The 23,578-nt window shown below is 67.2% G+C and carries 25 protein-coding genes and 1 pseudogene; 8 read left to right on the top strand and 18 right to left on the bottom strand.

Annotation, left to right across the window (positions count from 1 at the left end; all coding sequences use genetic code 11):
* Positions 1-25 precede the first annotated feature (25 nt).
* The 5 genes from metW to argB form a co-directional block, all read right to left on the bottom strand.
* On the bottom strand, positions 26-634 hold the full coding sequence (metW, locus tag WT97_RS02160; RefSeq protein ID WP_034208677.1) for a methionine biosynthesis protein MetW: 609 nt from the start codon (positions 632-634) through the stop codon (positions 26-28).
* Positions 631-1,776, bottom strand: coding sequence for a homoserine O-acetyltransferase (locus WT97_RS02155; protein WP_059501407.1), 1,146 nt, complete (start codon positions 1,774-1,776; stop codon positions 631-633). Before WT97_RS02155 ends, metW begins: the two co-directional genes overlap by 4 nt.
* Before the next feature lie 272 nt (positions 1,777-2,048).
* Positions 2,049-2,714, bottom strand: coding sequence for a nucleoid occlusion factor SlmA (gene slmA, locus WT97_RS02150; protein ID WP_059791071.1), 666 nt, complete (start codon positions 2,712-2,714; stop codon positions 2,049-2,051).
* Positions 2,681-3,472 carry a pyrimidine 5'-nucleotidase gene (locus WT97_RS02145; protein WP_059791069.1) on the bottom strand — a complete coding sequence of 264 codons (792 nt, stop codon included), beginning with the start codon at positions 3,470-3,472 and terminating at the stop codon, positions 2,681-2,683. Before WT97_RS02145 ends, slmA begins: the two co-directional genes overlap by 34 nt.
* Positions 3,469-4,368 (bottom strand): acetylglutamate kinase, encoded by a 900-nt coding sequence (argB, locus tag WT97_RS02140; RefSeq protein ID WP_027785735.1) that lies wholly within the window; start codon positions 4,366-4,368, stop codon positions 3,469-3,471. The genes WT97_RS02145 and argB overlap by 4 nt, the downstream gene beginning before the upstream one ends.
* 294 nt (positions 4,369-4,662) lie before the next feature.
* On the opposite strand from argB, the gene WT97_RS02135 reads away from it, so the two are divergent.
* The 3 genes from WT97_RS02135 to WT97_RS02125 all read left to right on the top strand — a co-directional run bounded on the left by WT97_RS02135 (position 4,663) and on the right by WT97_RS02125 (position 6,952).
* Positions 4,663-4,887: a cysteine-rich CWC family protein gene (locus WT97_RS02135; RefSeq protein ID WP_059791067.1), complete on the top strand. Its 225-nt coding sequence runs from the start codon at positions 4,663-4,665 to the stop codon at positions 4,885-4,887.
* 90 nt (positions 4,888-4,977) lie between these two features.
* Entirely contained in the window at positions 4,978-6,396 is a 1,419-nt protein-coding gene (locus tag WT97_RS02130) for an ATP-binding protein (protein WP_059791065.1), read from the top strand.
* Between the two features lie 13 nt (positions 6,397-6,409).
* The gene (locus WT97_RS02125; RefSeq protein ID WP_021156278.1) at positions 6,410-6,952 is read left to right on the top strand and encodes a response regulator transcription factor; all 543 of its coding nucleotides are present in this window, start codon (positions 6,410-6,412) and stop codon (positions 6,950-6,952) included.
* Positions 6,953-7,097: 145 nt separating this feature from the next.
* On the opposite strand, the gene hslU is transcribed toward WT97_RS02125, so the two are convergent.
* From hslU to dapF, 8 genes are all read right to left on the bottom strand, one after another.
* The gene (gene hslU, locus WT97_RS02120) at positions 7,098-8,441 is read right to left on the bottom strand and encodes an ATP-dependent protease ATPase subunit HslU (protein WP_059500585.1); all 1,344 of its coding nucleotides are present in this window, start codon (positions 8,439-8,441) and stop codon (positions 7,098-7,100) included.
* Between the two features lie 10 nt (positions 8,442-8,451).
* A complete protein-coding gene (gene hslV / locus WT97_RS02115; RefSeq protein WP_059791064.1) occupies positions 8,452-8,988 on the bottom strand; it encodes an ATP-dependent protease subunit HslV in 537 nt (178 codons plus the stop codon).
* Positions 8,989-9,225: 237 nt separating this feature from the next.
* Positions 9,226-9,642: an RNA polymerase-binding protein DksA gene (gene dksA, locus WT97_RS02110; protein WP_006477498.1), complete on the bottom strand. Its 417-nt coding sequence runs from the start codon at positions 9,640-9,642 to the stop codon at positions 9,226-9,228.
* A 494-nt stretch (positions 9,643-10,136) separates the two neighbouring features.
* The gene (locus tag WT97_RS02105) at positions 10,137-11,228 is read right to left on the bottom strand and encodes a GTP-binding protein (protein ID WP_059791062.1); all 1,092 of its coding nucleotides are present in this window, start codon (positions 11,226-11,228) and stop codon (positions 10,137-10,139) included.
* 191 nt (positions 11,229-11,419) lie between these two features.
* Positions 11,420-12,634, bottom strand: a complete 1,215-nt coding sequence (locus WT97_RS02100) for a class I SAM-dependent rRNA methyltransferase (RefSeq protein WP_059500587.1) — start codon at positions 12,632-12,634, stop codon at positions 11,420-11,422.
* 76 nt (positions 12,635-12,710) lie between these two features.
* Positions 12,711-13,631 (bottom strand): tyrosine recombinase XerC, encoded by a 921-nt coding sequence (xerC, locus tag WT97_RS02095; RefSeq protein ID WP_059500588.1) that lies wholly within the window; start codon positions 13,629-13,631, stop codon positions 12,711-12,713.
* Between the two features lie 13 nt (positions 13,632-13,644).
* Positions 13,645-14,370, bottom strand: coding sequence for a DUF484 family protein (locus tag WT97_RS02090; RefSeq protein WP_059500589.1), 726 nt, complete (start codon positions 14,368-14,370; stop codon positions 13,645-13,647).
* Between the two features lie 37 nt (positions 14,371-14,407).
* Positions 14,408-15,277 carry a diaminopimelate epimerase gene (gene dapF / locus WT97_RS02085; protein WP_060032314.1) on the bottom strand — a complete coding sequence of 290 codons (870 nt, stop codon included), beginning with the start codon at positions 15,275-15,277 and terminating at the stop codon, positions 14,408-14,410.
* Positions 15,278-15,668: 391 nt separating this feature from the next.
* Between dapF and WT97_RS32000 the strand changes: the two are divergent.
* Together WT97_RS32000 and WT97_RS02080 are read left to right on the top strand one after the other, a co-directional pair.
* Positions 15,669-15,944: pseudogene (locus tag WT97_RS32000) on the top strand (type II toxin-antitoxin system RelE/ParE family toxin); the annotation flags it as partial.
* A 16-nt stretch (positions 15,945-15,960) separates the two neighbouring features.
* Positions 15,961-16,263 (top strand): HigA family addiction module antitoxin, encoded by a 303-nt coding sequence (locus WT97_RS02080; protein WP_059791058.1) that lies wholly within the window; start codon positions 15,961-15,963, stop codon positions 16,261-16,263.
* Positions 16,264-16,288: 25 nt separating this feature from the next.
* Here WT97_RS02080 and lpxL read toward each other — a convergent pair whose 3' ends face one another.
* On the bottom strand, positions 16,289-17,173 hold the full coding sequence (gene lpxL, locus WT97_RS02075) for a lauroyl acyltransferase LpxL (RefSeq protein WP_059791056.1): 885 nt from the start codon (positions 17,171-17,173) through the stop codon (positions 16,289-16,291).
* 265 nt (positions 17,174-17,438) lie between these two features.
* On the opposite strand from lpxL, the gene metK reads away from it, so the two are divergent.
* On the top strand, positions 17,439-18,626 hold the full coding sequence (gene metK, locus WT97_RS02070; protein ID WP_006482984.1) for a methionine adenosyltransferase: 1,188 nt from the start codon (positions 17,439-17,441) through the stop codon (positions 18,624-18,626).
* A 111-nt stretch (positions 18,627-18,737) separates the two neighbouring features.
* Here the strand turns inward: metK and WT97_RS02065 are convergent, their stop codons facing one another.
* Complete coding sequence (locus WT97_RS02065) at positions 18,738-19,079, bottom strand: hypothetical protein (protein WP_034208660.1); 342 nt, start codon at positions 19,077-19,079, stop codon at positions 18,738-18,740.
* Positions 19,080-19,431: 352 nt separating this feature from the next.
* Here WT97_RS02065 and WT97_RS02060 point away from each other — a divergent pair, with 352 nt between their 5' ends.
* Positions 19,432-20,205, top strand: coding sequence for a phytanoyl-CoA dioxygenase family protein (locus WT97_RS02060; RefSeq protein WP_060352723.1), 774 nt, complete (start codon positions 19,432-19,434; stop codon positions 20,203-20,205).
* A gap of 150 nt (positions 20,206-20,355) precedes the next feature.
* Here the strand turns inward: WT97_RS02060 and WT97_RS02055 are convergent, their stop codons facing one another.
* The gene (locus WT97_RS02055; RefSeq protein ID WP_034208658.1) at positions 20,356-20,562 is read right to left on the bottom strand and encodes a DUF3185 family protein; all 207 of its coding nucleotides are present in this window, start codon (positions 20,560-20,562) and stop codon (positions 20,356-20,358) included.
* Between the two features lie 193 nt (positions 20,563-20,755).
* On the opposite strand from WT97_RS02055, the gene mgrA reads away from it, so the two are divergent.
* Positions 20,756-21,799 carry an L-glyceraldehyde 3-phosphate reductase gene (gene mgrA / locus WT97_RS02050; RefSeq protein WP_060352722.1) on the top strand — a complete coding sequence of 348 codons (1,044 nt, stop codon included), beginning with the start codon at positions 20,756-20,758 and terminating at the stop codon, positions 21,797-21,799.
* A 107-nt stretch (positions 21,800-21,906) separates the two neighbouring features.
* Here the strand turns inward: mgrA and WT97_RS02045 are convergent, their stop codons facing one another.
* Together WT97_RS02045 and WT97_RS02040 are read right to left on the bottom strand one after the other, a co-directional pair.
* A complete protein-coding gene (locus tag WT97_RS02045) occupies positions 21,907-22,092 on the bottom strand; it encodes a hypothetical protein (RefSeq protein ID WP_006482800.1) in 186 nt (61 codons plus the stop codon).
* 352 nt (positions 22,093-22,444) lie between these two features.
* Complete coding sequence (locus WT97_RS02040; RefSeq protein ID WP_060352747.1) at positions 22,445-23,341, bottom strand: DMT family transporter; 897 nt, start codon at positions 23,339-23,341, stop codon at positions 22,445-22,447.
* Positions 23,342-23,578: the final 237 nt, after the last annotated feature.

Here is a 23,578-nt window from a genome sequence, read left to right as displayed (position 1 = left end):
GATCTTCCGTCAACGGCTCCTCGGCTCAGCTGCGCTTGACGCGATAGACAGCAAGACTACCACGCCAGTTCGCTCCCCATCGAATCGGCTGGCCTTCGTGCAGCACGACGCGGTCGAGGATCGTGACGCCGACCTCGGGCGCGAGCGCCTCGAAATCCTTGATCGTCAGCACGCGCACGTTCGGCGTGTTGTGCCACTGGTACGGCAGCGATTTCGACACCGGCATGCGGCCCTGCAGCACCGACAGCCGGTGCGACCAGTAGCCGAAGTTCGGGAACGACACGATGCACTCGCGGCCGACGCGCGCCGTTTCGCGCAGGATCGCGGCCGTCTGGTGGATCGTCTGCAGCGTCTGCGACAGGATCGCGATGTCGAAGCTGTGATCCTCGAACAGGCGCAGGCCGTCCTCGAGGTTCTGCTGGATCACGTTGATGCCGTTCTTCGCGCTCGCGAGCACGCCCGCGTCGTTCAGCTCGATCCCGTAGCCGGTGACGTCCAGCTCTTCCATCAGCAACGCGAGCAGCGAGCCGTCGCCGCAGCCGAGGTCGAGCACGGTCGAGCGCGGCTCGACCCAGCGGGCGATCGTGCGGAAGTCCGCGCGCGCGGACAGGGAATTCAGCGCTTGCTGGTTCATGCTCCCACCTCGATGGCGATTCGTTCGTAATACGCACGGATCAGGTTGTGATAGCGCGCGTCGTCGAGCAGGAACGCGTCGTGGCCGTGCGGCGCGTCGATTTCCGCATAGCTGACCGTGCGCTTGTTGTCGAGCAGCGCCTTCACGATCTCGCGCGAGCGCGCCGGCGCGAAGCGCCAGTCGGTCGAGAAGCTCGCGATCAGGTATTTCGCCTGCGTGTGCGCGAGCGCGGCCGTCAGGTTGCCGTCGAACGCCTTCGCCGGGTCGAAGTAATCGAGCGCGCGCGTGATCAGCAGATAGGTGTTCGCGTCGAAGTAGTCGGCGAACTTGTCGCCCTGGTAGCGCAGGTACGACTCGACCTCGAATTCGACGTCGAAGCTGAAGTTGTACGCGTCGAGCGCGCCGTCCGCACGGCGCAGCGCGCGGCCGAATTTCTCGGCCATGTCGTCGTCCGACAGGTAGGTGATGTGACCGATCATCCGCGCGACGCGCAGGCCGCGCTTCGGCTTCACGTCGTGCGCGTAGTAGTCGCCGCCGTGGAAATCGGGATCGGACAGGATCGCCGAGCGCGCGACTTCGTTGAACGCGATGTTCTGCGCGGACAGCTTCGGCGTCGACGCGATGTCGATGCAGTGCGCGACGCGCTCCGGATACATCAGGCTCCATGCGAGCGCCTGCATCCCGCCGAGGCTGCCGCCCATCACCGCGGCGAAGCGCTCGATGCCGAACGCATCGGCGACACGCGCCTGCGCGTGCACCCAGTCCTCGACGGTGACGACCGGGAAGCGCGCGCCGTACGGCTTGCCGGTCGACGGATCGATGCTCATCGGGCCGGTCGAGCCAAAGCACGAGCCGAGGTTGTTCACGCCGATCACGAAGAAGCGGTTGGTGTCGAGCGGTTTGCCGGGGCCGACCATGTTGTCCCACCAGCCGGTGCTGCGCGGATCGTCCGCGTAGACGCCGGCGACGTGATGCGACGCGTTCAGCGCGTGACAGACGAGCACCGCGTTCGAGCGCGCGGCGTTGAGCTCGCCGTACGTTTCGACGACGAGTTGATAGTTGCCGAGCGCGCTGCCGCTTTGCAAGCGCAGCGGTTCGGCGAAATGCATGGTCTGTGGAGCGACGATGCCGATCGATTCCATTCGTTCCGCCTTATGACTGGGCGGCTAAACGGTGTCGGCGAGGCGCGGAGTCGGAGATGCGCGGCTGACGACCTCTTTAGCCGCATTTGTAGTGAACCGCCGGGGAACGACGCACGACGCATCAAGGCCCCGGCCGGTTCGCGCGCCCGCAATCGAGTCAGCAAATCGGCGCGCTTCCGACCTGCCGCCACGGGGCGGCAAGTCGGCAAAGTATAGCGGAAATTGTGAAGCGCGGATTTTGGCGCGTGGCAGAGCGCGCCGTCATGCGCCGCTCATTGCAGGATCAGCCGGAGATGCGCATCGGCCTGTTCGCTCGGCGGTTTCTGGAATCCGCCCTTCGCGAAACGGTGCCACCGGCCGATCACGTAACTGACGAGCAGATTCGCGCGGGCAGCGGGATCGTAGTCGGCCGGCAGCACGAACGGTGTCGCGCCGTCCTGCGGTGCATTCGCTTCCGTGCGTGCGACCCGCAGGCATTGCTTGACGGTCGCCTCGATGCGGTCGAGCAACTGGTTCACGCGTTCGGTCAGGCGCTCGTCCTCGCCGATCAGCGCCTCGCCGGTCAGCACGCGCGTCATCCCGGGGTTCTTTGTGGCGAAATTGAGCATCGTCAGCGCGATCGTGCGCGCCTGCAACACGCCGTTCGGCTCCTTCGCGACGATCTGGTTGACGAGCCCGAACAGTGCCTGCTCGATGAACTCGATCAGCCCTTCGTACATCTTCGCCTTGCTCGCGAAATGCCGGTACAGCGCGGCTTCCGACACGTCGAGCCGGGCCGCGAGCGCGGCCGTGGTGATTTTCTCGGGTTTCGGGGCCTCGAGCATGGTCGCGAGCGTCTGCAGGATCATGACGCGGCGCTCGCCCGGCTTCGGGCGCGGGCGGGACGGTGTGGCGTGGCTTTCCGTTACGGCTTGGTCCTGCGGGTAAGTCGGCTGCATTTTTGTCGCCCCGATCGTGTGCCCAGTCGCAGCGATTTTAACGAACGAATGCGCTGGTCGACATAATGAGGGCGTCCGGTTGCCGGCAGATGGCCGGGCAGGTGCCCCGTGATCCATACCGTGCCGATGCCGAGACGCTTGTAGTGCTTCAGATGGCTGCGGGTATCTTCGACCAGGATCGCGTCGGCCGCGCGCGCATGCGCGGCGCGCAGTATCCGGCGCAGCATCGCATGGTCGGGTTTCGCGCGCCACGCACGTCGGTCGCGCATGTGCTCGATCGCGATCACGCGCTCGAACAGCCGCTCGATGCGCAGCTCGCGCAGCACCGCGCGCGCGTAGTTCTCCGGCGCGTTGGTTAGCACCAGCTTACGACCCGGCAGCGCGGCGACGATGCGCGCGAGGCCGCGCTCGGCGCGCACCATCGCGGGCAGGTCGGAAAACGTGTGGACCACGCGCAGGAAGTCGTGTGGGTCGATCGGGTGATGGCGGGTCAGGCCGAGCAGCGCGGCGCCGTAGCGCTCGGTGTAGCCGTTGCGCAGGCGGTCGGCTTCAGCGCGCCCGACCTGCAGCGCGTCGACGATGTATTGCGTCATCGCACGGTTGATCTCGGGAAAGATCGCGTGCGACGCATGGTGCAGCGTGTTGTCGAGATCGAACAGCCAGACGGGTGCGCCGGCGCGCGGCCGGCTGCGAGAGATGCGCCGGCGCCGCAGCGGGGCCGGCAGAGCGGGGCCGGCAGGCGGGCGGCGCGCGCTCAATGCGAGCGGATCATCGTGCCGAACGGCTGCTCGGTCAGGATCTCCAGCAGCACCGAATGCTCGATCCGGCCGTCGACGATGTGCACCGACTTCACGCCGCTCTTCGCGGCGTCGAGCGCCGACGAGATCTTCGGCAGCATGCCGCCCGAAATCGTGCCGTCCTCGAACAGGGCGTCGATCTCGCGTGCGGACAGATCGGTCAGCAGGTTGCCGTCCTTGTCCATCACGCCCGGGATGTTGGTCATCATCAGCAGCTTCTCGGCGTTCAGCACGGTCGCGAGCTTGCCGGCGACGAGGTCTGCGTTGATGTTGTACGAGAGGCCGTCCTGACCGAGGCCGATCGGCGAGATCACCGGGATGAACGCATCGTCCTGCAGCGCCTTCACGACGGCCGGGTTGATCGCCTCGACTTCGCCGACCTGGCCGATGTCGATGTACTGGCCCGGGTTGTCGCGGTCCGGCATCAGCAGCTTGCGCGCGTGGATCAGGCCGCCGTCCTTGCCCGTCAGCCCCACCGCGTGGCCGCCGAAGTGGTTGATCAGCATCACGATGTCCTGCTGCACTTCGCCGCCGAGCACCCATTCGACGACTTCCATCGTCTCTTCGTCGGTCACGCGCATGCCCTGGATGAAGGTGCCGGCCTTGCCGATCTTCTTCAGCGCGTGATCGATCTGCGGACCGCCGCCGTGGACGATCACCGGGTTGATGCCGACCAGCTTCAGCAGGATCACGTCGCGCGCGAAGCCCTGCTTGAGCCGCTCTTCCGTCATCGCGTTGCCGCCGTATTTGATGACCACGGTCTTGCCGTGGTAGCGACGGATGTACGGCAGCGCCTCCGCGAGGATTTCTGCTTTCAGCGTGGGGGCGATCTGCGAGAGGTCGATGGGCTCGGACATGGCGGCGGCTCTGGCTGGGAACGGTTGAAACAGGGCGAATTGTACAGGAGTGGCGCAGCGCAGCATCGGGTTTTTGGGCCGGCCGGAACGCCGGCGGCGCGGCGCGGCATCGCACGCGGCGGCCCGCCGGCTATGGCGCGGCACGATTCGGGGCGCCGTCGCGCGGGTGGCGCCGGCGGGCGGGCGCGCGTGCGTTGGCGGCCGACCGCGGCCGGGCGGCCGGCGTGCAAAATTCAGCCGCCGCGCTATGCTTGTCGCGTGGGGCGATGTCCCGCCCGCTTTCGCGATTGCGCCATGACCGATTCCGCCGCCGACGCCCGTTCCGTCCCGCGCCGTGCGCGCTGCCCGCACTGCGGGCGCGGCTTCGACTGCGGCGCGCACACGCAGCCGTTCGACTGCTGGTGCGCGTCGATGCCGCTGCTGCCCGACGGCACGCCGCCCGCGGCCGGTGCGCGGTGCCGATGCCCCGAGTGCCTGGCCGACGAAATCGCGCAGCGCATGGCCGGCGCGGCCGGTTGACGCGGCTCGCGGCGCACTCGCCTCGCCCGTTCGCACGCGCGGATCCGGCCCCGCTGGAGGCGCCGGGCGCTAAACGGGTAAACTGCCCGGATGCAACGAATCACCACCACCGGGCGCGTCAACCTCAGTCACCTGTTCTGGCTGCGCAATCTCGCGATCATCGGCCAGCTCGTGACGATCGGCGTCGTGCAGACCTATTTCGGCGTGCATTTGCCGTTGCCGGCGATGCTGATGGTCATCGCGCTCGAAATCGTTTTCAACGCGCTGACCTGGGTGCGCGTGCTGCGCGCGCGGCCCGAGACCAATTTCGAGCTGCTCGGCCAGCTGTGGGTCGACCTCGGCGCGCTGTCCGCGCTGCTGTTCCTGTCGGGCGGCACGACCAACCCGTTCGTGTCGCTGTACCTGCCGTCGCTCGCGATCGCGGCAGCCGTGCTGCCGTGGCACCTGATGATCTGGCTCGCGGCGTTCGCGGTCGCGTGCTACGCGGCGCTCGGCTTCGATTCGGTGCCGCTCAACATGGACAACCCGGCGAACCTGTTCGATTACTACCGGACCGGCATGTGGGCGAACTTCATGGTCAGCGTCGGGCTGATCGCGTGGTTCGTCGCGCGCATGTCGAATGCGCTGCGCCAGCGCGACGCGGCGCTCGGCGAGGCGCAGCAGCACCTGCTGCGCGACGAGCGGGCCGTCGCGCTCGGCGTGCAGGCCGCCACCGTCGCGCACGAAATGGGCACGCCGCTGTCGACGATCGCGATGCTCGCCGAGGAGTTGCGCGACGCGGCGCGCGCCGATCCGGGGCTGGCGCGCTACGAGGCCGACCTGAAGGTGCTCGAGGAACAGATGACGCTCTGCACGTCGGCGCTCGCGCGCCTGCGCAGCCGCGCGAGCGCGCCGGCGAGCCGCCAACCGGTGGACGACTGGCTCGACACGTTCGTCGAGCACTGGCGCCTGCGGCATCCGCACGTGCAGTTCGAGCTGCTCGGCGCGCGCCCGTCGGGCGTCGCGCTCGACGATACGGTCGCGGCTGGCCAGATCCTGACGATCCTGCTCGACAACGCCGCGCGCGCGAGCCCACAGCGCGTGACGCTCGCCGCAAAGGTCGCGCACGACCGTGCGACCGACGAAATCGAATTCGAGGTATGCGACGACGGGCCCGGCATTCCGGCCGCGCTGCGCGAATCGCTCGGCGCGATGCCGGTCGACAGCACGCAGGGCGGGCACGGCGTCGGCCTGTATCTCGCGTTCAGTGCGGCCGCGCGGTTGGGCGGCGAGATCGAACTGTCCGATGTCGCGCCGCGTGCGACCGGCGGCAACGGGCGGGCCGCAGGTGCGGCGAACGGCCACGCGGCGGCCGCATCGGGACAACGCACGGGTGCCCGTGCGGCCGAACGGCCAGCCGGCACGCCGGACGGCCGACCGGCCGGCGCCGCGGCCGGGCGCGGCACGCGGGCCGTGCTGCGCCTGCCGGTCGCGCGTGTCGCGATGCCGGCTGCCTCAACCAACACGTAGACGGAGAAACCCCATGAGCGAGAACAATTTCCTGGTGATCGACGACAACGAGGTGTTCGCGGGCACGCTCGCGCGCGGCCTCGAGCGCCGCGGTTACGCGGTCCAGCAGGCGCACGACAAGGAGGCGGCGCTTCGGCTCGCCGCGGGCGGCAAGTTCCAGTTCATCACCGTCGACCTGCATCTCGGCGAGGATTCGGGGCTGAGCCTGATCGCGCCGTTGTGCGACCTGCAGCCCGATGCGCGGATCCTGGTGCTGACCGGCTACGCGAGCATCGCGACCGCCGTGCAGGCCGTGAAGGAGGGTGCCGACAACTACCTCGCGAAGCCGGCGAACGTCGAGTCGATCCTGGCCGCGCTGCAGACCAACGCGACCGAAGTGCAGGCCGACGAGGCGCTCGAGAATCCGGTCGTGCTGTCGGTCGACCGGCTCGAATGGGAGCACATCCAGCGCGTGCTGGCCGAGAACAACAACAACATTTCGGCGACCGCGCGGGCGCTGAACATGCACCGCCGCACGCTGCAGCGCAAGCTCGCGAAGAAGCCGGTTCGGCAGTAAGCGGCGCGGCGGGCGCGCTGCCGGAGGCGGGCAGGCCGTGCGCGGCTGCCGCCGCACGGTTGCCCGTCGCCCCCAAATCGAACCGGCGCGCCAACGAAAACGGGCGGCCCGCGGGCCGCCCGTTTCGCTTTCACCGCCGCGCGCGTTACAGCACGTAGCGCGACAGGTCTTCGTCCTGCGACACTTCGCCGAGCGCGCGGTCGACATACTGCGCGTCGATCGTCACGCGCTCGCCGGCGTGGTTGCCGGCCGAGAACGACACTTCCTCGAGCAGCTTCTCGATCACCGTGTACAGCCGGCGCGCGCCGATGTTCTCGGTTTTCTCGTTGACCGCGAACGCGATCTCGGCGAGGCGCCGGATACCGTCGTCGGCGAATTCGAGCTGCACGTCCTCGGTGGCGAGCAGCGCCTGGTACTGCTTGACGAGGCTCGCGTCGGTCGCATCGAGGATCGCCTCGAAGTCTTCGACCGACAGCGAATCGAGCTCGACGCGGATCGGGAAGCGCCCCTGCAGTTCGGGAATCAGGTCGCTCGGCTTCGCGAGGTGGAAGGCGCCGCTCGCGATGAACAGGATGTGATCGGTCTTCACCATCCCGTACTTCGTGTTGACCGTCGTGCCCTCGACGAGCGGCAGCAGGTCGCGCTGCACGCCCTGGCGCGACACTTCGCCGCCGCTGCCTTCGTTGTTGCGCGACGTGATCTTGTCGATCTCGTCGAGGAACACGATGCCGTTCTGCTCGACGTTCTGCACGGCCTTCGTCTTCACTTCCTCTTCGTTCAGCATCTTCGCCGCTTCCTCGTCGGTCAGCAGCTTCAGCGCTTCCTTGATCTTCACCTTGCGGCGCTGCTTCTTGCCGCTGCCGAGGTTCGAGAACATCGAGCGGATCTGCTCGGTCATCTCTTCCATCCCCGGCGGCGCCATGATGTCCATGCCGACGGTCGGCTGCTCGAGGTCGAGCTCGACTTCCTTGTCGTCGAGCTGGCCTTCGCGCAGGCGCTTGCGGAAGGTCTGGCGCGTCGCGTTGTTGTCGTCGTTCGCGTGCTCGGCATTGCCGCCGAAGCCCACCGCGCGCGGTTGCGGCAGCAGGATGTCGAGGATGCGGTCTTCGGCCTGGTCGGTCGCCTTGCTGCGCACCTTGCGCATTTCGGATTCGCGCGTCTGCTTGACCGAGATCTCGATCAGGTCGCGCACGATGCTGTCGACGTCGCGGCCGACGTAGCCGACTTCGGTGAACTTGGTCGCTTCGATCTTGATGAACGGCGCATCGGCGAGCTTTGCGAGGCGGCGCGCGATTTCGGTCTTGCCGACGCCCGTCGGCCCGATCATCAGGATGTTCTTCGGGGTGATTTCCTGGCGCAGCGGGTCGGCGACCTGCTGGCGGCGCCAGCGGTTGCGCAGCGCGACGGCGACGGCCTTCTTCGCCTTCGCCTGGCCGATGATGTGCTTGTCGAGTTCCGAGACGATCTCGGCAGGGGTCATGGTGCTCATGGTGCGGTCCTTACTCGATCGTTTCGATGATGCGGTTGTGGTTCGTGTAGATGCACATGTCGCCGGCGATCTCGAGCGATTTCTCGACGATCTCGCGCGGCGACAGCTGGGTGTTCTCGGCGAGCGCGCGGGCCGCCGCCTGCGCGTACGCGCCGCCCGAGCCGATCGCGCAAATCCCGCCTTCCGGGTCGAGCACGTCGCCGTTGCCGGTGATCACGAGCGTGGTGGTCGCATCGGCCGTGATCAGCATCGCCTCGAGGCGGCGCAGCATCCGGTCGGTGCGCCAGTCCTTCGCGAGCTCGACGGCCGCGCGGGTGAGATTGCCCTGGTGCTTCTCGAGCTTCGCCTCGAAGCGGTCGAGCAGCGAGAACGCATCGGCGGTGCCGCCCGCGAATCCGACCAGAACCTGGTTGTTGTAGATCCGCCGCACTTTCCGCGCGCCACCCTTCATGACGATGTTGCCGAGGGTTACCTGGCCGTCGCCGCCGAGCGCGACCTTGTCGCCGCGCCGGACCGAAACGATGGTCGTGCCGTGAAATTGCTCCATCTGCGTTCCTTGAGAAAAACGGGGAAGAGTCGGGCGGCGCGAGGGGCCGCCGCGTGAATCCGCGGTGCGCCGGGAAGCGGCCCGGCGCACATTCGTTTCATTTTAGGGCGGGCGCCGGGATATCAAGAGGGGGAGGCAAATCGGCCGGCGGCCGGGAGCCGGCACCGGAAAAACAAAAAGCGCGCGGCAGGCCGCGCGCTTCCGGGAAGCAGCGTGTCTGAGCGGAATGCCGCTCGATCAGTCGCCGAACAGCTTCTGGCGCAACTCGCGGCGCTCCTGCGCCTCGAGCGACAGCGTGGCGGTCGGACGCGCGAGCAGGCGCGGAATGCCGATCGGCTCGCCGGTTTCCTCACACCAGCCGTAATCGCCGGAATCGATGCGGGCGAGCGACTGCTGAACCTTCTTGAGGAGCTTGCGTTCGCGATCGCGCGTACGCAGCTCGAGCGCGTGCTCCTCCTCGATCGTCGCGCGGTCGGCGGGATCGGGGACGATCACCGTCTCGCGCAGGTTTTCGGTCGTCTGGCCTGCATTCTTGAGGATGTCCGCCTGCAACTGTTCGAGCCGATTTTTGAAGAAGGCGAGCTGATCCTCATTCATGTAATCCTTGTCGCTCATCTTCAGGATTTCGGCTTCGGTCAAGAGTTTCTTCGTCATCTGCTTGCTTCTTCAATGTGCGGCAAATCAAGAGATAGTGCCTGCACTTTGGGATTACCCGCAACCGCGCTTGCAATCATTTGCGATTTGCCGCCGCGGGGCCGAAAGCCTCTGGAAACCGGTTCTCAAATACCCAGGATAGGCCTGGCGCTGATTTGCGCGCGCTGCGAACCGGTGTGCTGCGCGGCAGATCGCATCGGCCGCGGCCGGGAGGCGGATGGGCGATCCGGCGCGGTTGCGATGCCCGGATAACTGGTTCAGCAAGAACCGGGCCTGTTTGTTGCCGTACTCCAGCGGGCACGTATTGTAACTGAATCGCAAGCGGGCGCCGTATCGGGTCGATCCCCGTCGGCCACGCCAATATCTAGAAAATATAACGCGCAAATCGCGAAAAAGCGATGACGACGAAACCCTGCCCGGAAAAGGCGCCGCGCGACTGCCGCGGCCGCCTGCGAAGGCGGCCGGGCAGCGGGGGCGGCAGGCGCCCACGCGGGTCAGGCGAGGCAGGCGTCGAGGCCGTCGGTGATCAGGTCCTGCGGCAGGTCGACGCCGATGAACACCATCTTGTTGGTCTTCTTCTCGGCCGGCAGCCACTTGGCCGCGAGATCGCTGCCCATCATCTGGTGCACGCCCTGGAACACGACCTTGCGGTCGACGCCCTTCATGTACAGCACGCCCTTGTAGCGCAGCATCCGCTCGCCGTAGATCTGCAGGATGCCGCCGAGGAAGTCTTCCAGCTTGTTCGGGTCGAACGGGCGGTCGTTGCGGTACACGAACGACTTGATCTTGTCGTCATGGTGCGCGTGGTGGTGATCGTGGTGGCCATGGCCATGGCCGTGGCCGTGATCGTGCGCGCATTGGCCGTGATCGTGGTCGCAACCGGCGTGATCGTGATCATGGTCGTGATCGTGGTGGGCGTGCGCGTGATCGTCCTCGGCGAGGAAATCGGGATCGATCTCGAGCTTCGCGTTCAGGTTGAAGCCGCGCAGGTCGAAGATTTCCTTGATGTCCGCTTCGCCGAAATTGACGATCTTGATCGCGGCCTTCGGGTTCATGTGCATCAGGCGGTGCTTGAGGCCGGCGACGGTCTGGTCGTCGACCAGGTCCGACTTCGTGATGAACAGGCGGTCGGCGAAACCGACCTGGCGCTGCACCACTTCGTGTTCGTCGAGCTGCGCGTTCGCGTGTTTCGCGTCGACCAGCGTGATGACGGCATCGAGCAGGAAATCGTCGGCGATTTCGCTGTCGATGAAGAACGTCTGCGCGACGGGGCCCGGGTTCGCGAGGCCGGTCGTCTCGATCACGATGCGGTCGAAGTCGAGCTTGCCTTCGCGCTTTTTCGCGGCCAGATCGCCGAGCGCGCGGGCAAGGTCGCCGCGGATCGTGCAGCAGATGCAGCCGTTGCTCATCTGGATGATCTGCTCGTTCGAATCCTGCACGAGGATTTCGTTGTCGATGTTCTCTTCGCCGAACTCGTTCTCGATCACGGCGATCTTCATGCCGTGCTGTTCGTTCAGGATGCGCTTGAGCAGCGTCGTCTTGCCGCTGCCGAGGAAGCCGGTAAGGATGGTGACGGGAGTGGCCATGTCGGTCGCCTGTGGTTCGTGAATCGGGGTCAAAACCAGGATGTGCGTCGCGCCCTCGCGCTGCGAGCCGGGGCGCACAACCATCCATTGAAACATACCTGTCAAGCCCCCCCCCGTCGTCCGGACGACAGGCGAAAGCACTGTGCCGCCAACGGCGGGTGGGCGCGGTTGTCCGCGCTAGATCGGGGCGATCAGACGATTTGCAACAGCAGGCCCTTCAGATATTCGCCCTCTGGGAACGCGGCGAGCAACGGATGGTCGACGCCCGCGCCGAGCCGCTTCAGGATGCGCGCGTCGACCTTCGCGTCGGCGGCCGCGCCCGCGACGATCTTCTGGAACAGGTCCATGTCGATCGCGCCCGAGCACGAGTACGTGAACAGCAGGCCGCCCGGGCGCAGCAGCCTGAAGCCGCTCAGGTTGATGTCCTTGTACGCGCGCGCCGCGCGATCGACGCTGTCGCGGGTCGGCGCGAACTTCGGCGGATCGAGCACGATCAGGTCGAAACGCTCGCCTTCGTCGACGAGGCGGCGCAGCGTCTTGAACGCATCGGCGTCGAGCCAGGTCGCGCGTTCGGCGTCGAAGCCGTTGGCCACGACGTTCTGCTGCGCGAGCGCGAGCGCGTCGCCCGACGAGTCGATCGACACGACGCGTTTCGCGCCGCCCTTGAGCGCCGCGAGCGAGAAGCCGCCGGTGTAGCAGAAGCAGTTCAGCACGTCGCGGCCGGCCGCGTACTGCGCGACGAGCGCGCGGTTGTCGCGCTGGTCGACGTAGAAGCCCGTCTTGTGGCCGTTCGGCACGTCGACGTGATAGCGCACGCCGTTTTCGTTCGCGATCAGCGTCGCGGGCGGCGCGTCGCCGGCCAGCACGCCGGTCGTCTGCTCGAGCCCTTCCTTGTCGCGGATCGACACGTCCGAGCGCTCGTACACGTTCGGGCAGCCGGTCGCGCCGACGAGCGCCGCGACGATCGCGTCCTTCCACGCTTCGACGCCGGCCGCCATGAACTGACACACGAGCTGGCCGCGCGGCGCGGCGCCCGGCTCGGCCGTGTCCGCGATGTAGTAGTCGACGATCAGCCCCGGCAGCCCGTCGGCCTCGCCGAACACGAGCCGTACCGCGCCCGTGCCCGACACCATCGTCGTGCGGTGCGCAACCGCGCGCTGCACGCGGCGCTTGAAGAACGCGTGATCGATCGGCTCGCTCTCGTCGAAGCTCCACACCCGCACGCGGATCTGCGACTGCGGGCTGTACGCACCGCGCGCGAGAAAGCGGCCGTCGTGCGCGCGCACGAGCACGGTCGCGCCGGGCGCGGGCTTGCCGTCGACGCGGTCGATCGCATTGGCGTAGATCCACGGATGGCGGCGCAGCAGCGATTTTTCCTTGGACGGCTTGAGGGTGACGGTTTGCATGATGAGATCGAAATGGGCCGGGCGCGACGCCGGCCGATGCCGGCCGCCGCGCGCGGCGGGTAACACGGGGCGCGCGTCAGTCGCGCTTCTTCGCGCGCGGATGCGCGCTGTCGTAAATCTTCGCGAGATGCTGGAAGTCGAGCGACGTATAGACCTGCGTCGCGGCGACGCTCGCGTGGCCCAGCAGTTCCTGCACCGCGCGCAGGTCGCCGCTCGACTGCAGCACGTGCGTCGCGAACGAGTGGCGCAGCACGTGCGGGTGGACGTTGGCGGGGATGCCGGCGGCGAGCGCCGCGCGCTTCACACGTTCGCGCACGACGCCCGGCGACATCCGGTTGCCGCGCACCGACAGGAACAGCGGATGCGGATCGTGCTTCACGAATTCGCCGCGCACCGCGAGCCACGCGTTCAGCGCGTCGATCGCCTTGCGGCCGACCGGCACCTTGCGCTCCTTGTTGCCCTTGCCGCGCACGGTGACTTCGGCTTCGGCGAGATCGAGCCAGCCGGCCGAGCGGTAGCCGTCGGCCTGCGCGTACCCGACGTCGAGCCCGACCAGTTCGGCGAGGCGCAGCCCCGACGAATAGAACAGCTCGAGGATCGCGTGGTCGCGGATGCCTTCGGTCGTTTCGGGCAGCGGCGTATCCATGAGTGCGACCGCATCGTCGACCGACAGCGCTTTGGGCAGCGATTTCTCGCGTTTGGGCGCGCGTACCCCGGCCACGGGATTCGCGGGCATCTCGATGCGCTGCGCGAACCAGCGATAGAACGCACGCCATGCGGAAAGCCGGTGCGAGATCGAGCGCGCGGACAGCCCGGCCGCGTGCGCGCGCACGACCGCGCCGCGCATGTCGGCGGCTGTCAATGCTTCGAGCGGCCGGCCGGCCGCGAGCTTCTTCAGTTCGTCGAGTTCGTGCGCGTACCCGCGCAGCGTGTGTTCCGACAGCTGCCTGACGTGCTGCAGGTTCGACAGGTAGGCGGCGATCGGATCGTCGGTCATCGCGTGCGGCGAATCAGTGCGGCAGCAGGCGCGTGAGCGCGGCGCTCGCGAGCGTCGCGATCTGCGCGAGGAAGTCGGTGGCCATCCCGTCGTGGAAGCGGCGCGGATCGGGCGAACCGAGCACCAGCAGGCCGAACGCGGGCGCGTCGTTGCCGGCGAGCGGCGCACGCAGCGCGAGCAGCGCGACCGACGCGGCCGAGCCGTCGCCGGCCGGCGCGGCCTCGGCGCCTTCCGCCGCGCTCGCGGCCGGGGCGGCGAGCGCGGGCGCGAGCCACTGGGCGGCCTCGAAGCCCGTGTTCGCGCCGCAGTACGGCGTCGACAGGCCGTTCGTGAACAGGCGCACTTCCTCGCCGACCTGGCGTGCGAAGTCGGCTTGCGCGTAGGTGTCGGCCACATCCCACACGCGCAGCGCCGTTTGCGGCACGTCGAACACGTCGGCGATGCCGTCGGCGATCGTGCGCGGCAGCGCGTACGGATCGCGCTCCGCGATCACGCGCGCGGTCCAGCGGCTGAACTTCGCGGACAGGCTGTCGTTCTCGTGCCCGTAGCGCACGAGCTCGGCGAGCCGGCGTTCGAGGTGCTTGTTCTTGTCGCGCAGCATCTCCATCTGCCGCTCCTGCAGCGAGATCGCGGCCTTGCCGTGCGGGTTCGCGAGACGGATCGTCGCGAGCAGCTCGGCGTGCTGCGCGAAGAATTCGGGATTGGCGAGCAGGTAGTCGGCGACTTCGCGATCGTTCATGTGGCTGGAGCGTTCAGTTATCAAGGACGTTGCAGGGTCAGGCGATCAGGTCGATCTCGCCTTCGAACACGGTCGCGGCGGGGCCGGCCATCGTCAGCGCGGCGGCTTCGTCGCGCGCGCCGTCCCAGCCGATCGTGAGCGTGCCGCCGTGCGTGTGCACGGTCACGGGCGAATCGAGCAGGCCGCGCCGGATGCCGGCCGCGACCGCCGCGCACGCGCCGGTGCCGCACGCGAGCGTCTCGCCCGCGCCGCGTTCGTACACGCGCAGCTTCACTTCGCGGCGCGACACGATCTGCATGAAACCGGCGTTCACGCGCTGCGGGAAGCGCGCATGGCGCTCGATCAGCGGGCCTTCTTCCAGCACGGGATACGCTTCGGCGTCGTCGACGACCTGCACCGCGTGCGGGTTGCCCATCGACACCGTCGAGATCCAGCGCGTCGCGCCGCCGACGTCGAGCGGCCACAGCGTGTCGTTGCCGTCGGTCCGGCCGTCGAGGCCCGATGCATCGAACGGCACCTGCGCCGGCGCGAACACGGGCGCACCCATGTCGACGACGACTTCGCCGTTGTCCTGCATCGTCAGCGTGATCAGGCCCTTCATGACCTGCACGCGCACGCTGCGCTTGTCGGTCAGGCCGCGGTCGCTGACGAACTTCACGAAACAGCGCGCGCCGTTGCCGCAGTGCTCGACCTCGCCGCCGTCGCAATTGAAGATCCGGTACTTGAAATCCGCGCCGTCGACGGTCGGTTTCTCGACCAGCAGCAACTGATCGGCGCCGATGCCGAAGTGGCGGTTGGCGAGCGCGCGCACCTGCGCATCGGTGAGCGGCGGCAGCGCGCGCGAATAGCCGTCGAGCACGACGAAGTCGTTGCCCGCGCCGTGCATCTTGGTGAACGAGAGTTTCACTGGGTCCGGAATTCCATGGCGAACAAGGCGGTCGGCACGGCCGGCCGGTGGCCGCGCCGGGGCGGCCTCGTTCGTCGTGCTGATCTCAACCGCAAATGATACATGCAGCCGACAGGGGCGTCCTGCGTGGGCGACCGGTTTGTACCGCGGGCGAAGGCGGGCAGGGAGCGGTATCTGCCGATCGGTCGACTGGTCGCATGTGAGGCGGGTGAGCAAATTGATGCGGTGTGGCGAACCTGTCGCGGCGGGCGCAAGGCTCGGCGAAAACAGCGGACGGGCGGGACGCGCACTTTCGTACAGGTCAAATTGAGAGCGCAATCGAGCGATTCGTATAGTGTGGCTATACGCATGGGCCATGCTGTCGGCATCGCGACTCGAATGTGGGAGATCCATGATCAAGTCGTGGCAGCACAAGGGGCTGGAAGTGTTTTTCACGAGCGGGAACAAGGCGGGCATCCGGCCCGGCCATGCCCCGAGGTTACGGCGCCAGCTCGCACGTCTCGACGCTGCGAGCCGGCCGCTCGACATGAACGTGCCGGGCTGGCGCTTTCACGGCCTGGCCCGAGGGCTGGACGGCCATTACGCGGCGAGCGTGAGCAGCAACTGGCGTTTGACGTTCAGCTTCGACGGAGCCGATGCCGTCCTGGTCGATTACCAGCACTACCATCGAGGTGATTCAAGCCATGACTCGCATCTTCAATCCACCGCATCCGGGCGAAGCGCTGCGCGAGGACGTGCTACCGGCGCTGGGCCTGACTGTCACCGAGGCTGCCGCGCAACTTGGCGTCACGCGCGCGGCGCTGTCGCGCATCCTGCACGGCCATGCAGGAATCTCGCCGGAAATGGCGCTGCGCCTCGAGGCATGGCTCGGCGAGGAGAATGGCGGCCGTGCGGATCTGTGGCTCGCGCAGCAATCCGCCTACAATCTGTGGCAGGCACGCGCGAAAGGCGTGCCGAAGGTAACCAGAGTGCGGACGCGCGCGTGACCGTGCGCCCGCAGGCCGATGCTGCTCAGTAGAGGCTCGGCTCGCCGGGCGGGCGCGTCTTGAAGCGCTTGTGCACCCAGTAATACTGCTCGGGCATCAGCGGAATCTGTTCCTCGAGGAATTCGTTCATCCGCCGCGCGTCGAGATCGTCGTCGCCGGTCGGGTAGTGATCCCACGGCTTGAATACCTTCAGACGATAGCCCTTGTAGTTCGGCAGCACCTCGCCGATGAACGGCACGACTTGCGCGCGGCCCGTCTTCGCGAGCCGGCCGACGGCCGTCAGCGTGCACGCCGGCACGCCGAAGAACGGCACGAACGTCGAATTGCGCAGCCCGTAGTCCATGTCGGCGCCGAGCATCACCGGCTTGCGGTCGCGCAGCCAGCGCAGCACGACGCGCGCGCTGTCCGCGCGGCCGACCATCTCGGCGTCGAAGCGCCCGCGCGCCTTCTTCGCCTCTTCCTCGAGCACCGCGTTCGAGAACGGCTGGTACAGCGATCCGCAGCGGCGCTGCAGCGACCGGTTGAGCCAGATCGAACCGGCTTCGATGCCGACGAAGTGCAGGCCGAGGAACAGCGTCGGCGGCAGGTCGGGATCGGTGAGATCGACCGCGCTGTCGACCTGGATCAGTTTCGCGAGCTTTTTCTCCGAGCCGAACCACTGCACGCTGCGCTCGACGTAGCTGCGGATCGCATGGCGGAAATGCCGGCCCGCCACGTCCTCGCGCCGCTCGTCGCTCCAGTCGGGGAAGCAGAGTTTCAGATTCGTATGTACGATGCGCTTTCGCCGGCTGGGGATCTGATACAGCAGCCAGCCGAGGCCGTCGCCGAACCGTGCGGTCAGGCCGTACGGCAGCAGGGCGAGCAGCTTCAGCAAGCCGATGGCGAGGTGCGTGCCGAGGCGGCCTAGCATGCGGAAGCTCCGTAGGGCCGGCTGGCCGGCACGTTGCGAACAGGGTGGTAAGACAGCGGAAGATGCAGCACGGGCGGCGCTCTGTGACAATTCAGGAAAGCCGCTATAATACGGGCTTCGCCGAGTTAACTGACAACTTGCGGGGCGAAGCCGGCTGGCGCGACACGCGCTGCCCGGTCCTGGTAATCCGCTAAAGCGTCGCCGCTTCAGGCCCAACGAAGCTGGCTACGTGAAACCAACCGTAACCACACAGGAGCCTGAAAAAGTGGCAAACGATTATCTCTTCACGTCCGAATCCGTCTCCGAAGGCCATCCGGACAAGGTCGCGGACCAAATCTCGGACGCGATTCTCGACGCCATCCTCGAGCAGGACAAATACTCCCGCGTTGCGGCCGAAACGCTGTGCAACACGGGTCTCGTCGTGCTGGCCGGTGAAATCACCACGACGGCCAACATCGATTACATCCAGATCGCGCGCGACACGATCAAGCGCATCGGCTACGACAACACCGACTACGGCATCGACTACAAGGGTTGCGCGGTGCTCGTCGCGTACGACAAGCAGTCGCCGGACATCGCGCAGGGCGTCGATCGCGCACACGACGACAACCTCGATCAAGGCGCGGGCGACCAGGGCCTGATGTTCGGCTATGCGTGCGACGAAACGCCGGAACTGATGCCGCTGCCGATCTACCTGTCGCACCGCCTCGTCGAGCGCCAGGCCAGCCTGCGCCGCGACGGTCGCCTGCAATGGCTGCGTCCGGACGCGAAGTCGCAGGTGACGGTCCGCTATGTCGACGGCAAGCCCGATTCGATCGACACCGTCGTGCTGTCGACGCAGCACGCGCCGGACATCGAACTGCCCGCGCTGCGCGAAGCCGTGATCGAGGAAATCATCAAGCCGACGCTGCCGGCCGACCTGATCAAGGGCGACATCAAGTTCCTCGTGAACCCGACCGGCCGGTTCGTGATCGGCGGCCCGCAGGGCGATTGCGGCCTGACCGGCCGCAAGATCATCGTCGACACGTACGGCGGTGCCGCACCGCACGGCGGCGGCGCGTTCTCGGGCAAGGATCCGTCGAAGGTCGACCGCTCGGCTGCCTATGCCGGCCGCTACGTCGCGAAGAACATCGTTGCCGCCGGCCTCGCGTCGCGCGCGCTGATCCAGGTGTCGTACGCGATCGGCGTGGCCGAGCCGACCTCGGTGATGGTCAACACGTTCGGCACGGGCCGCGTGTCGGATGCGGTGATCACGAAGCTCGTGCGCGAGCATTTCGACCTGCGTCCGAAGGGCATCATCAAGATGCTCGACCTGCTGCGCCCGATCTATGAGAAGACCGCGGCTTACGGCCACTTCGGCCGCGAAGAGCCGGAATTCTCGTGGGAAGCGACCGACAAGGCGCTCGCGCTGGCCGAAGCAGCCGGTGTGGAGCCGACGGCACGCGTCGCGTAAGCGTCGTTCGCCTGAAATGAAAAACCCCGGCCTGGCCGGGGTTTTTTTATGGATTTCGGTCGCCGATGCAATGGCGGCGATCGGTGCGGGCCATGCCCGCCAGGCATTCGCTCAGCGTGCGCCGAACCCGAACCAGCCGTTGCTCGCCGCGAGACGGCGCGGGCGGTTGACGCGGCGCTGCGGGCCGAGCGTGCGGCGCAGCGCGAGCGCGCGCAGCGACGACGGCTTCTGCAGCAGCGAGCGCAGGCCGGCGCGGCGCGCGAACGTCTGCGCGCTCATCATCGAGAAAAACGCGTGGAACCACGCACGGATGCCGTCCAGCCGGCTGTGCGTGTGCGTACGCTCGGCCAGCGCCTGCGTGCGTGCGCGGTGATGGCGCAGCGAGCGGGCAGGAGCGGACGGCACGACGCGCTTCGCAGCGCGGTTGAAACGGGAAGTCAGACGGAATGGCATGTGAACGATGCTTCGCTTGTATGGGTGGCGCCCTGAAGAGCGCACTGGTATGAACGGCCTCGGATGGCACAACGGATCTTATCGGATCCCGCTGCGCGCCGCCCCCGCCAGAATTGACAGGCCGCGTCAGGCTACAGGGGTTTCGTGACGGGCAAAAGTCGCGATAAACCCTTGTGCTGCAACGCGTGTGCCGCATACCGCCTGTCGCTGAGGCAGGTGCCGCGTCGCACAGTTCCCTTGACCCGGATCAAAGCCGTGATTGGCATGCCCCTGCGCACGACAATGGTGCTGTTCGCGGTATCCGGCGCCGATTTACAATCGTCACATTCACACAATAAACGTCTGGCATCCCATGTCGTCTCCATTGCAGTCGGAATCGATCCGCGCGCAGGTCGCGGAATTGCGCGAGCGCGGCTTCGTCGTCGCGCGCGGCCTCGTCGGCGAGGAGCAGTGCGCGGCGCTCAGGCAGATCGCGGAGCGTCAGTTGCGGGAGGCCGCCGAGCCGATCGAGTTCGAGGCCGACCTGCGCTACCCGGGCGCGCCCGAATCGAAGCATGCGCCGGGCGGGCATACGGTGCGGCGGCTGCTCGATGCGTATTCGCGCGATCCGGCGTTTGCCGAGCGCGCGGTGGCCCCTGAAATCGGCGCGTGGATGCGCGAGTATTTCGGTGAAGAGCCCGTGTTGTCGCGCGCGCATCACAACTGCATGATGACGAAGCACCCGGCGTACGGCAGCCTGACCGGCTGGCATCGCGATTTCCGCTACTGGGCGTTCGAGCGCGCGGACATGGTGTCGGTGTGGCTCGCCCTTGGGCCTGAAACCAACGAGAACGGCGCGTTGTGGCTCGTGCCGGGTTCGCATACGGCCGAATTCGGGCCGGAAGCGTTCGACGACGCGAAGTTCTTCCGCGGCGATCTGCCGGAAAACCGCAGGATGATCGACGCGGCCACGTGTCCGTCGCTGGAGACGGGCGATGTCGTGTTCTTTCACTGCAACACGCTGCATTCGGCCGGGCAGAACCGTTCCGACCAGGTGAAGTTCTCGCTCGTGTACACGTATCACGGCGCAAGCAACCGGCCGGTGCCCGGCACACGCTCGGCGTCGAAGCCGGAAGTGCAGTTCTAGGTCAGGATCGGGGCAGCAGGGTGTTGCCGCTCCGATCACGCGATGCGGCGCATCGCGCGCGAATGAAGCAACGGGCGGCGTGGCCGCCCGTTTCGCTTGGTGCGGCCCGCGCGCGTGAGGCAGACGGGCGGGCGTCGCGATGCGCAGCGATCAGCGCTTGCTGCCCGGCATCGCGAGGCCGATCAGGCCGGCGAACGACGCGACGGCGCCGCCGACGATCAGCAGGATCGTCTTCGTCGCGGGCGAGCCGGTGAAGAAGCGCGACACGTTGTCGTTGATCGAATGGAACGACTGGCCGCCGAAATACAGCAGCACGATGCCGCCGACGAGCAGTGCAACCGAGATGACCCGGGACATACCAACCTCGCTGAAACGGTGATTCGAGACGCCGCAGTGTAGGCGACGGCCGCGGTCGCGTCCATCGCCGTGCCGCCGTGCGCGATCCGGCCGCTTTCGCTACCATAGTCGTCGTATGACTCCTTCGCCGCCGTCACGCCATGTGCGCGGCCGGCGCGCGTCCCTTCCCCCGATGTCCTGACGGAACAGACTCATGGCCTACGAAGCAGCTTCCGAACGTTATGCCGGCATGCAATACCGCACCTGCGGCAAATCCGGGCTCAAACTGCCCGCCCTGTCGCTGGGTCTGTGGCACAACTTCGGCGACTCGACGCCGATCTCGACGCAGCGCGAGATTCTGCGCACCGCGTTCGACCTCGGCATCAACCACTTCGACCTCGCGAACAACTACGGGCCGCCGTACGGCAGCGCCGAAATCAATTTCGGCCGGCTGCTGAAGGAGGATTTCCGGCCGTATCGCGACGAGCTGCTGATCTCGACGAAGGCCGGCTGGGACATGTGGCCGGGGCCGTACGGCAGCGGCGGCGGATCGCGCAAGTACGTGCTCGCGAGTCTCGACCAGAGCCTGCAGCGAATGGGGCTCGACTACGTCGACATCTTCTATTCGCACCGTTTCGACGCGCACACGCCGCTCGAGGAAACGGCGGGCGCACTGGCGTCGGCCGTGCAGCAGGGCAAGGCGCTCTACATCGGCATCTCGTCGTATTCGGCCGCGAAGACGCGCGAGATGGCCGCGCTGCTCGCGCAATACAAGGTGCCGCTGCTGATTCACCAGCCTTCGTACAACATGCTGAACCGCTGGATCGAGCGCGAGCTGCTCGGCACGCTCGACGAAGTCGGCGCGGGCAGCATCGCGTTCACGCCGCTCGCGCAGGGCTTGCTGACGTCGAAGTATCTGAATGGCGTGCCGGCCGACGCACGCGTGAACAAGCCGGGCGGCGGCTCGCTGAAGCAGGAACACCTGAGCGCGGACAACCTCGAGCATGTGCGCAAGCTCAACACGATCGCCGAACGGCGCGGGCAGAGCCTTGCGCAGATGGCCTTGGCGTGGGTGTTGCGTAACGGCCGCGTGACGTCCGCGCTGATTGGCGCGAGCCGCGCGGAGCAGGTGCGCGAGAACGTCGGCGCGTTGAAGAACCTCGAATTCTCGGCGGAGGAGCTCGCCGAGATCGATCGTTACGCGACGGAAGGCGGCATCAATCTGTGGGAAAAGCCGTCCACCGATCAGGCGATCTGATCGGGAGTCGATACGGCATGCGAAACGTCGCGTGCCGTGTCGCCGACCCGCGGACCGTACGTCGCGTCGCTGCGATGCAGCGACGCACGTCGCGCGCTGGCGGCGCGCTAGATCAGCGCAGGCAGGCCTTCAACGAGCAGCACCGCGACGCCGACGCCGAGAATGACGCCGAGTACGCGCAGCAGGTTGTGACGGAATTGGGTCGCGCACGGCACCGCGCCGAGAAATAGCGCTCCGGCCAGCGCCATCGGAATCAACAGGATGAAGTCGCCGATCGTGAAATAGGTCGTCATGCGTGTCTCCAGTGTCGACCGAAGTGGGCGCTTCAGTGTTGCCTTGGCGGCTCCATCCCTGCGGGATATCGACCCGAAACGGCACGCGTGCGCTCACCCCGGCCCCATGCCGGGTGTTTCTAGTTGGTCCGGCCCGTTGCGTGCGGGCCGTCCATTCGAGTATAGGCAACCGGCGGCGCTTTTCGCTATCCGAACCATTAAAAATCAGCGGAAAGCCGCGGGAAGCACGCGTTTTTCGTGCAAGCAAGACGAACGCCTTGCACGTATCTTTCCCGTTCCTTTCGATTCTCGCGGAATCGTCGTACGTGTCCGATGCGGGCCGCCGCACCCGCAGGCGCGGCGGCCCGCCCGCTCAGGCGCGCTCGGGTTGCGATCGTGCGGCCGGCGCGCGGAACACGAGCGCGAGCCCGGCGACGATCGCGCTCATGCCGGCGAGCGCGAGCGGCTCGGGCCGATTGCCGAGCCATACGGCATCCATCAGCGTGGTGACGACGGGCACGAGATAGAACAGGCTCGTCACGTTCACGAGATCGCCGCGCTGCATCAATCGGTAGAACAGCAGTTGCGCGATCACCGAAATCACGATGCCGAGCCACAGTAGCGGCACGACGAACGCCCAGCTCGTGTCGAACGACACCGGCCGGAACGGCGCGATCGCGACGCACAGCGCGAGGCCGATCGCATTCTGCAGCGGCAGCACGTCGGCGGGTGCCGCGCGTGCGCGTTTTTGCAGCAGCGAGCCGACGGTCAGCGCGACGAGTGCCGTGAGTGCGCACGCGATGCCGGCAGCCGACAGGCCGCCCTTCCCGCCGTTCATGCCGCTCACGCCACGGCCGACGACGAGCGCGAGGCCGGCGAGCGACAGCGCGAGCCCCGCGATGCGCACCGGCTGCCAGCGACGCTCGACGATCGCGAGCGTGAGGATCGGCTGCACGCCGAGGATCGTCGCGAGCACGCCGGGCGCGATGCCGCGCTCGAGCGCGAGCAGGTAGAAGATCGAATAGCCGCCCATCATCAGCAAGCCGGTCAGCGCGGCCATGCGCCGCTCGCCGTGCGGCGGCAGCCAGCGCTTGCGCACGAAGGCCAGCGCGAGCAGCACGAGCGATGCGAGCGCGAAACGGGCAGTGAGAAAGGCGAACGCGGATGCGTGACGCAGACCGAGTTCAGCGAAGATCGCCCCGCTGCTCCACAGCAGCACGAAGAGCGACGTCGCGCCATGCGCGGCAAGCGCGCGTTTGAACGAAACCATGTGAATCCACCTGTCGAACGGATCGAAACGTTCCATCCGCGCGCGAGGCAACATGCCGTGCGTCACGACGCACGCACCTGCAGCCAACGAGGCGAATGGAAGATGAAAACGGAAGCCGGCCGGTCAGCCGGCGCGTGCCGCCGGCGGGGGCGGCGCAGCGCTGACGAGCGGCGGTGCGACAGGAGGGGGAAGGACCGACGGATGCGCGCACGCCTGCGGCCGCGAGTCGAACTGCGG

This window comes from Burkholderia sp. MSMB1459WGS, from assembly GCF_001534535.1.
In the GTDB taxonomy this organism is placed as follows: Bacteria; Pseudomonadota; Gammaproteobacteria; order Burkholderiales; family Burkholderiaceae; genus Burkholderia.
Note: the sequence above shows the minus strand (reverse complement) of the source record. Positions and strands in the feature narration are given on the sequence as shown.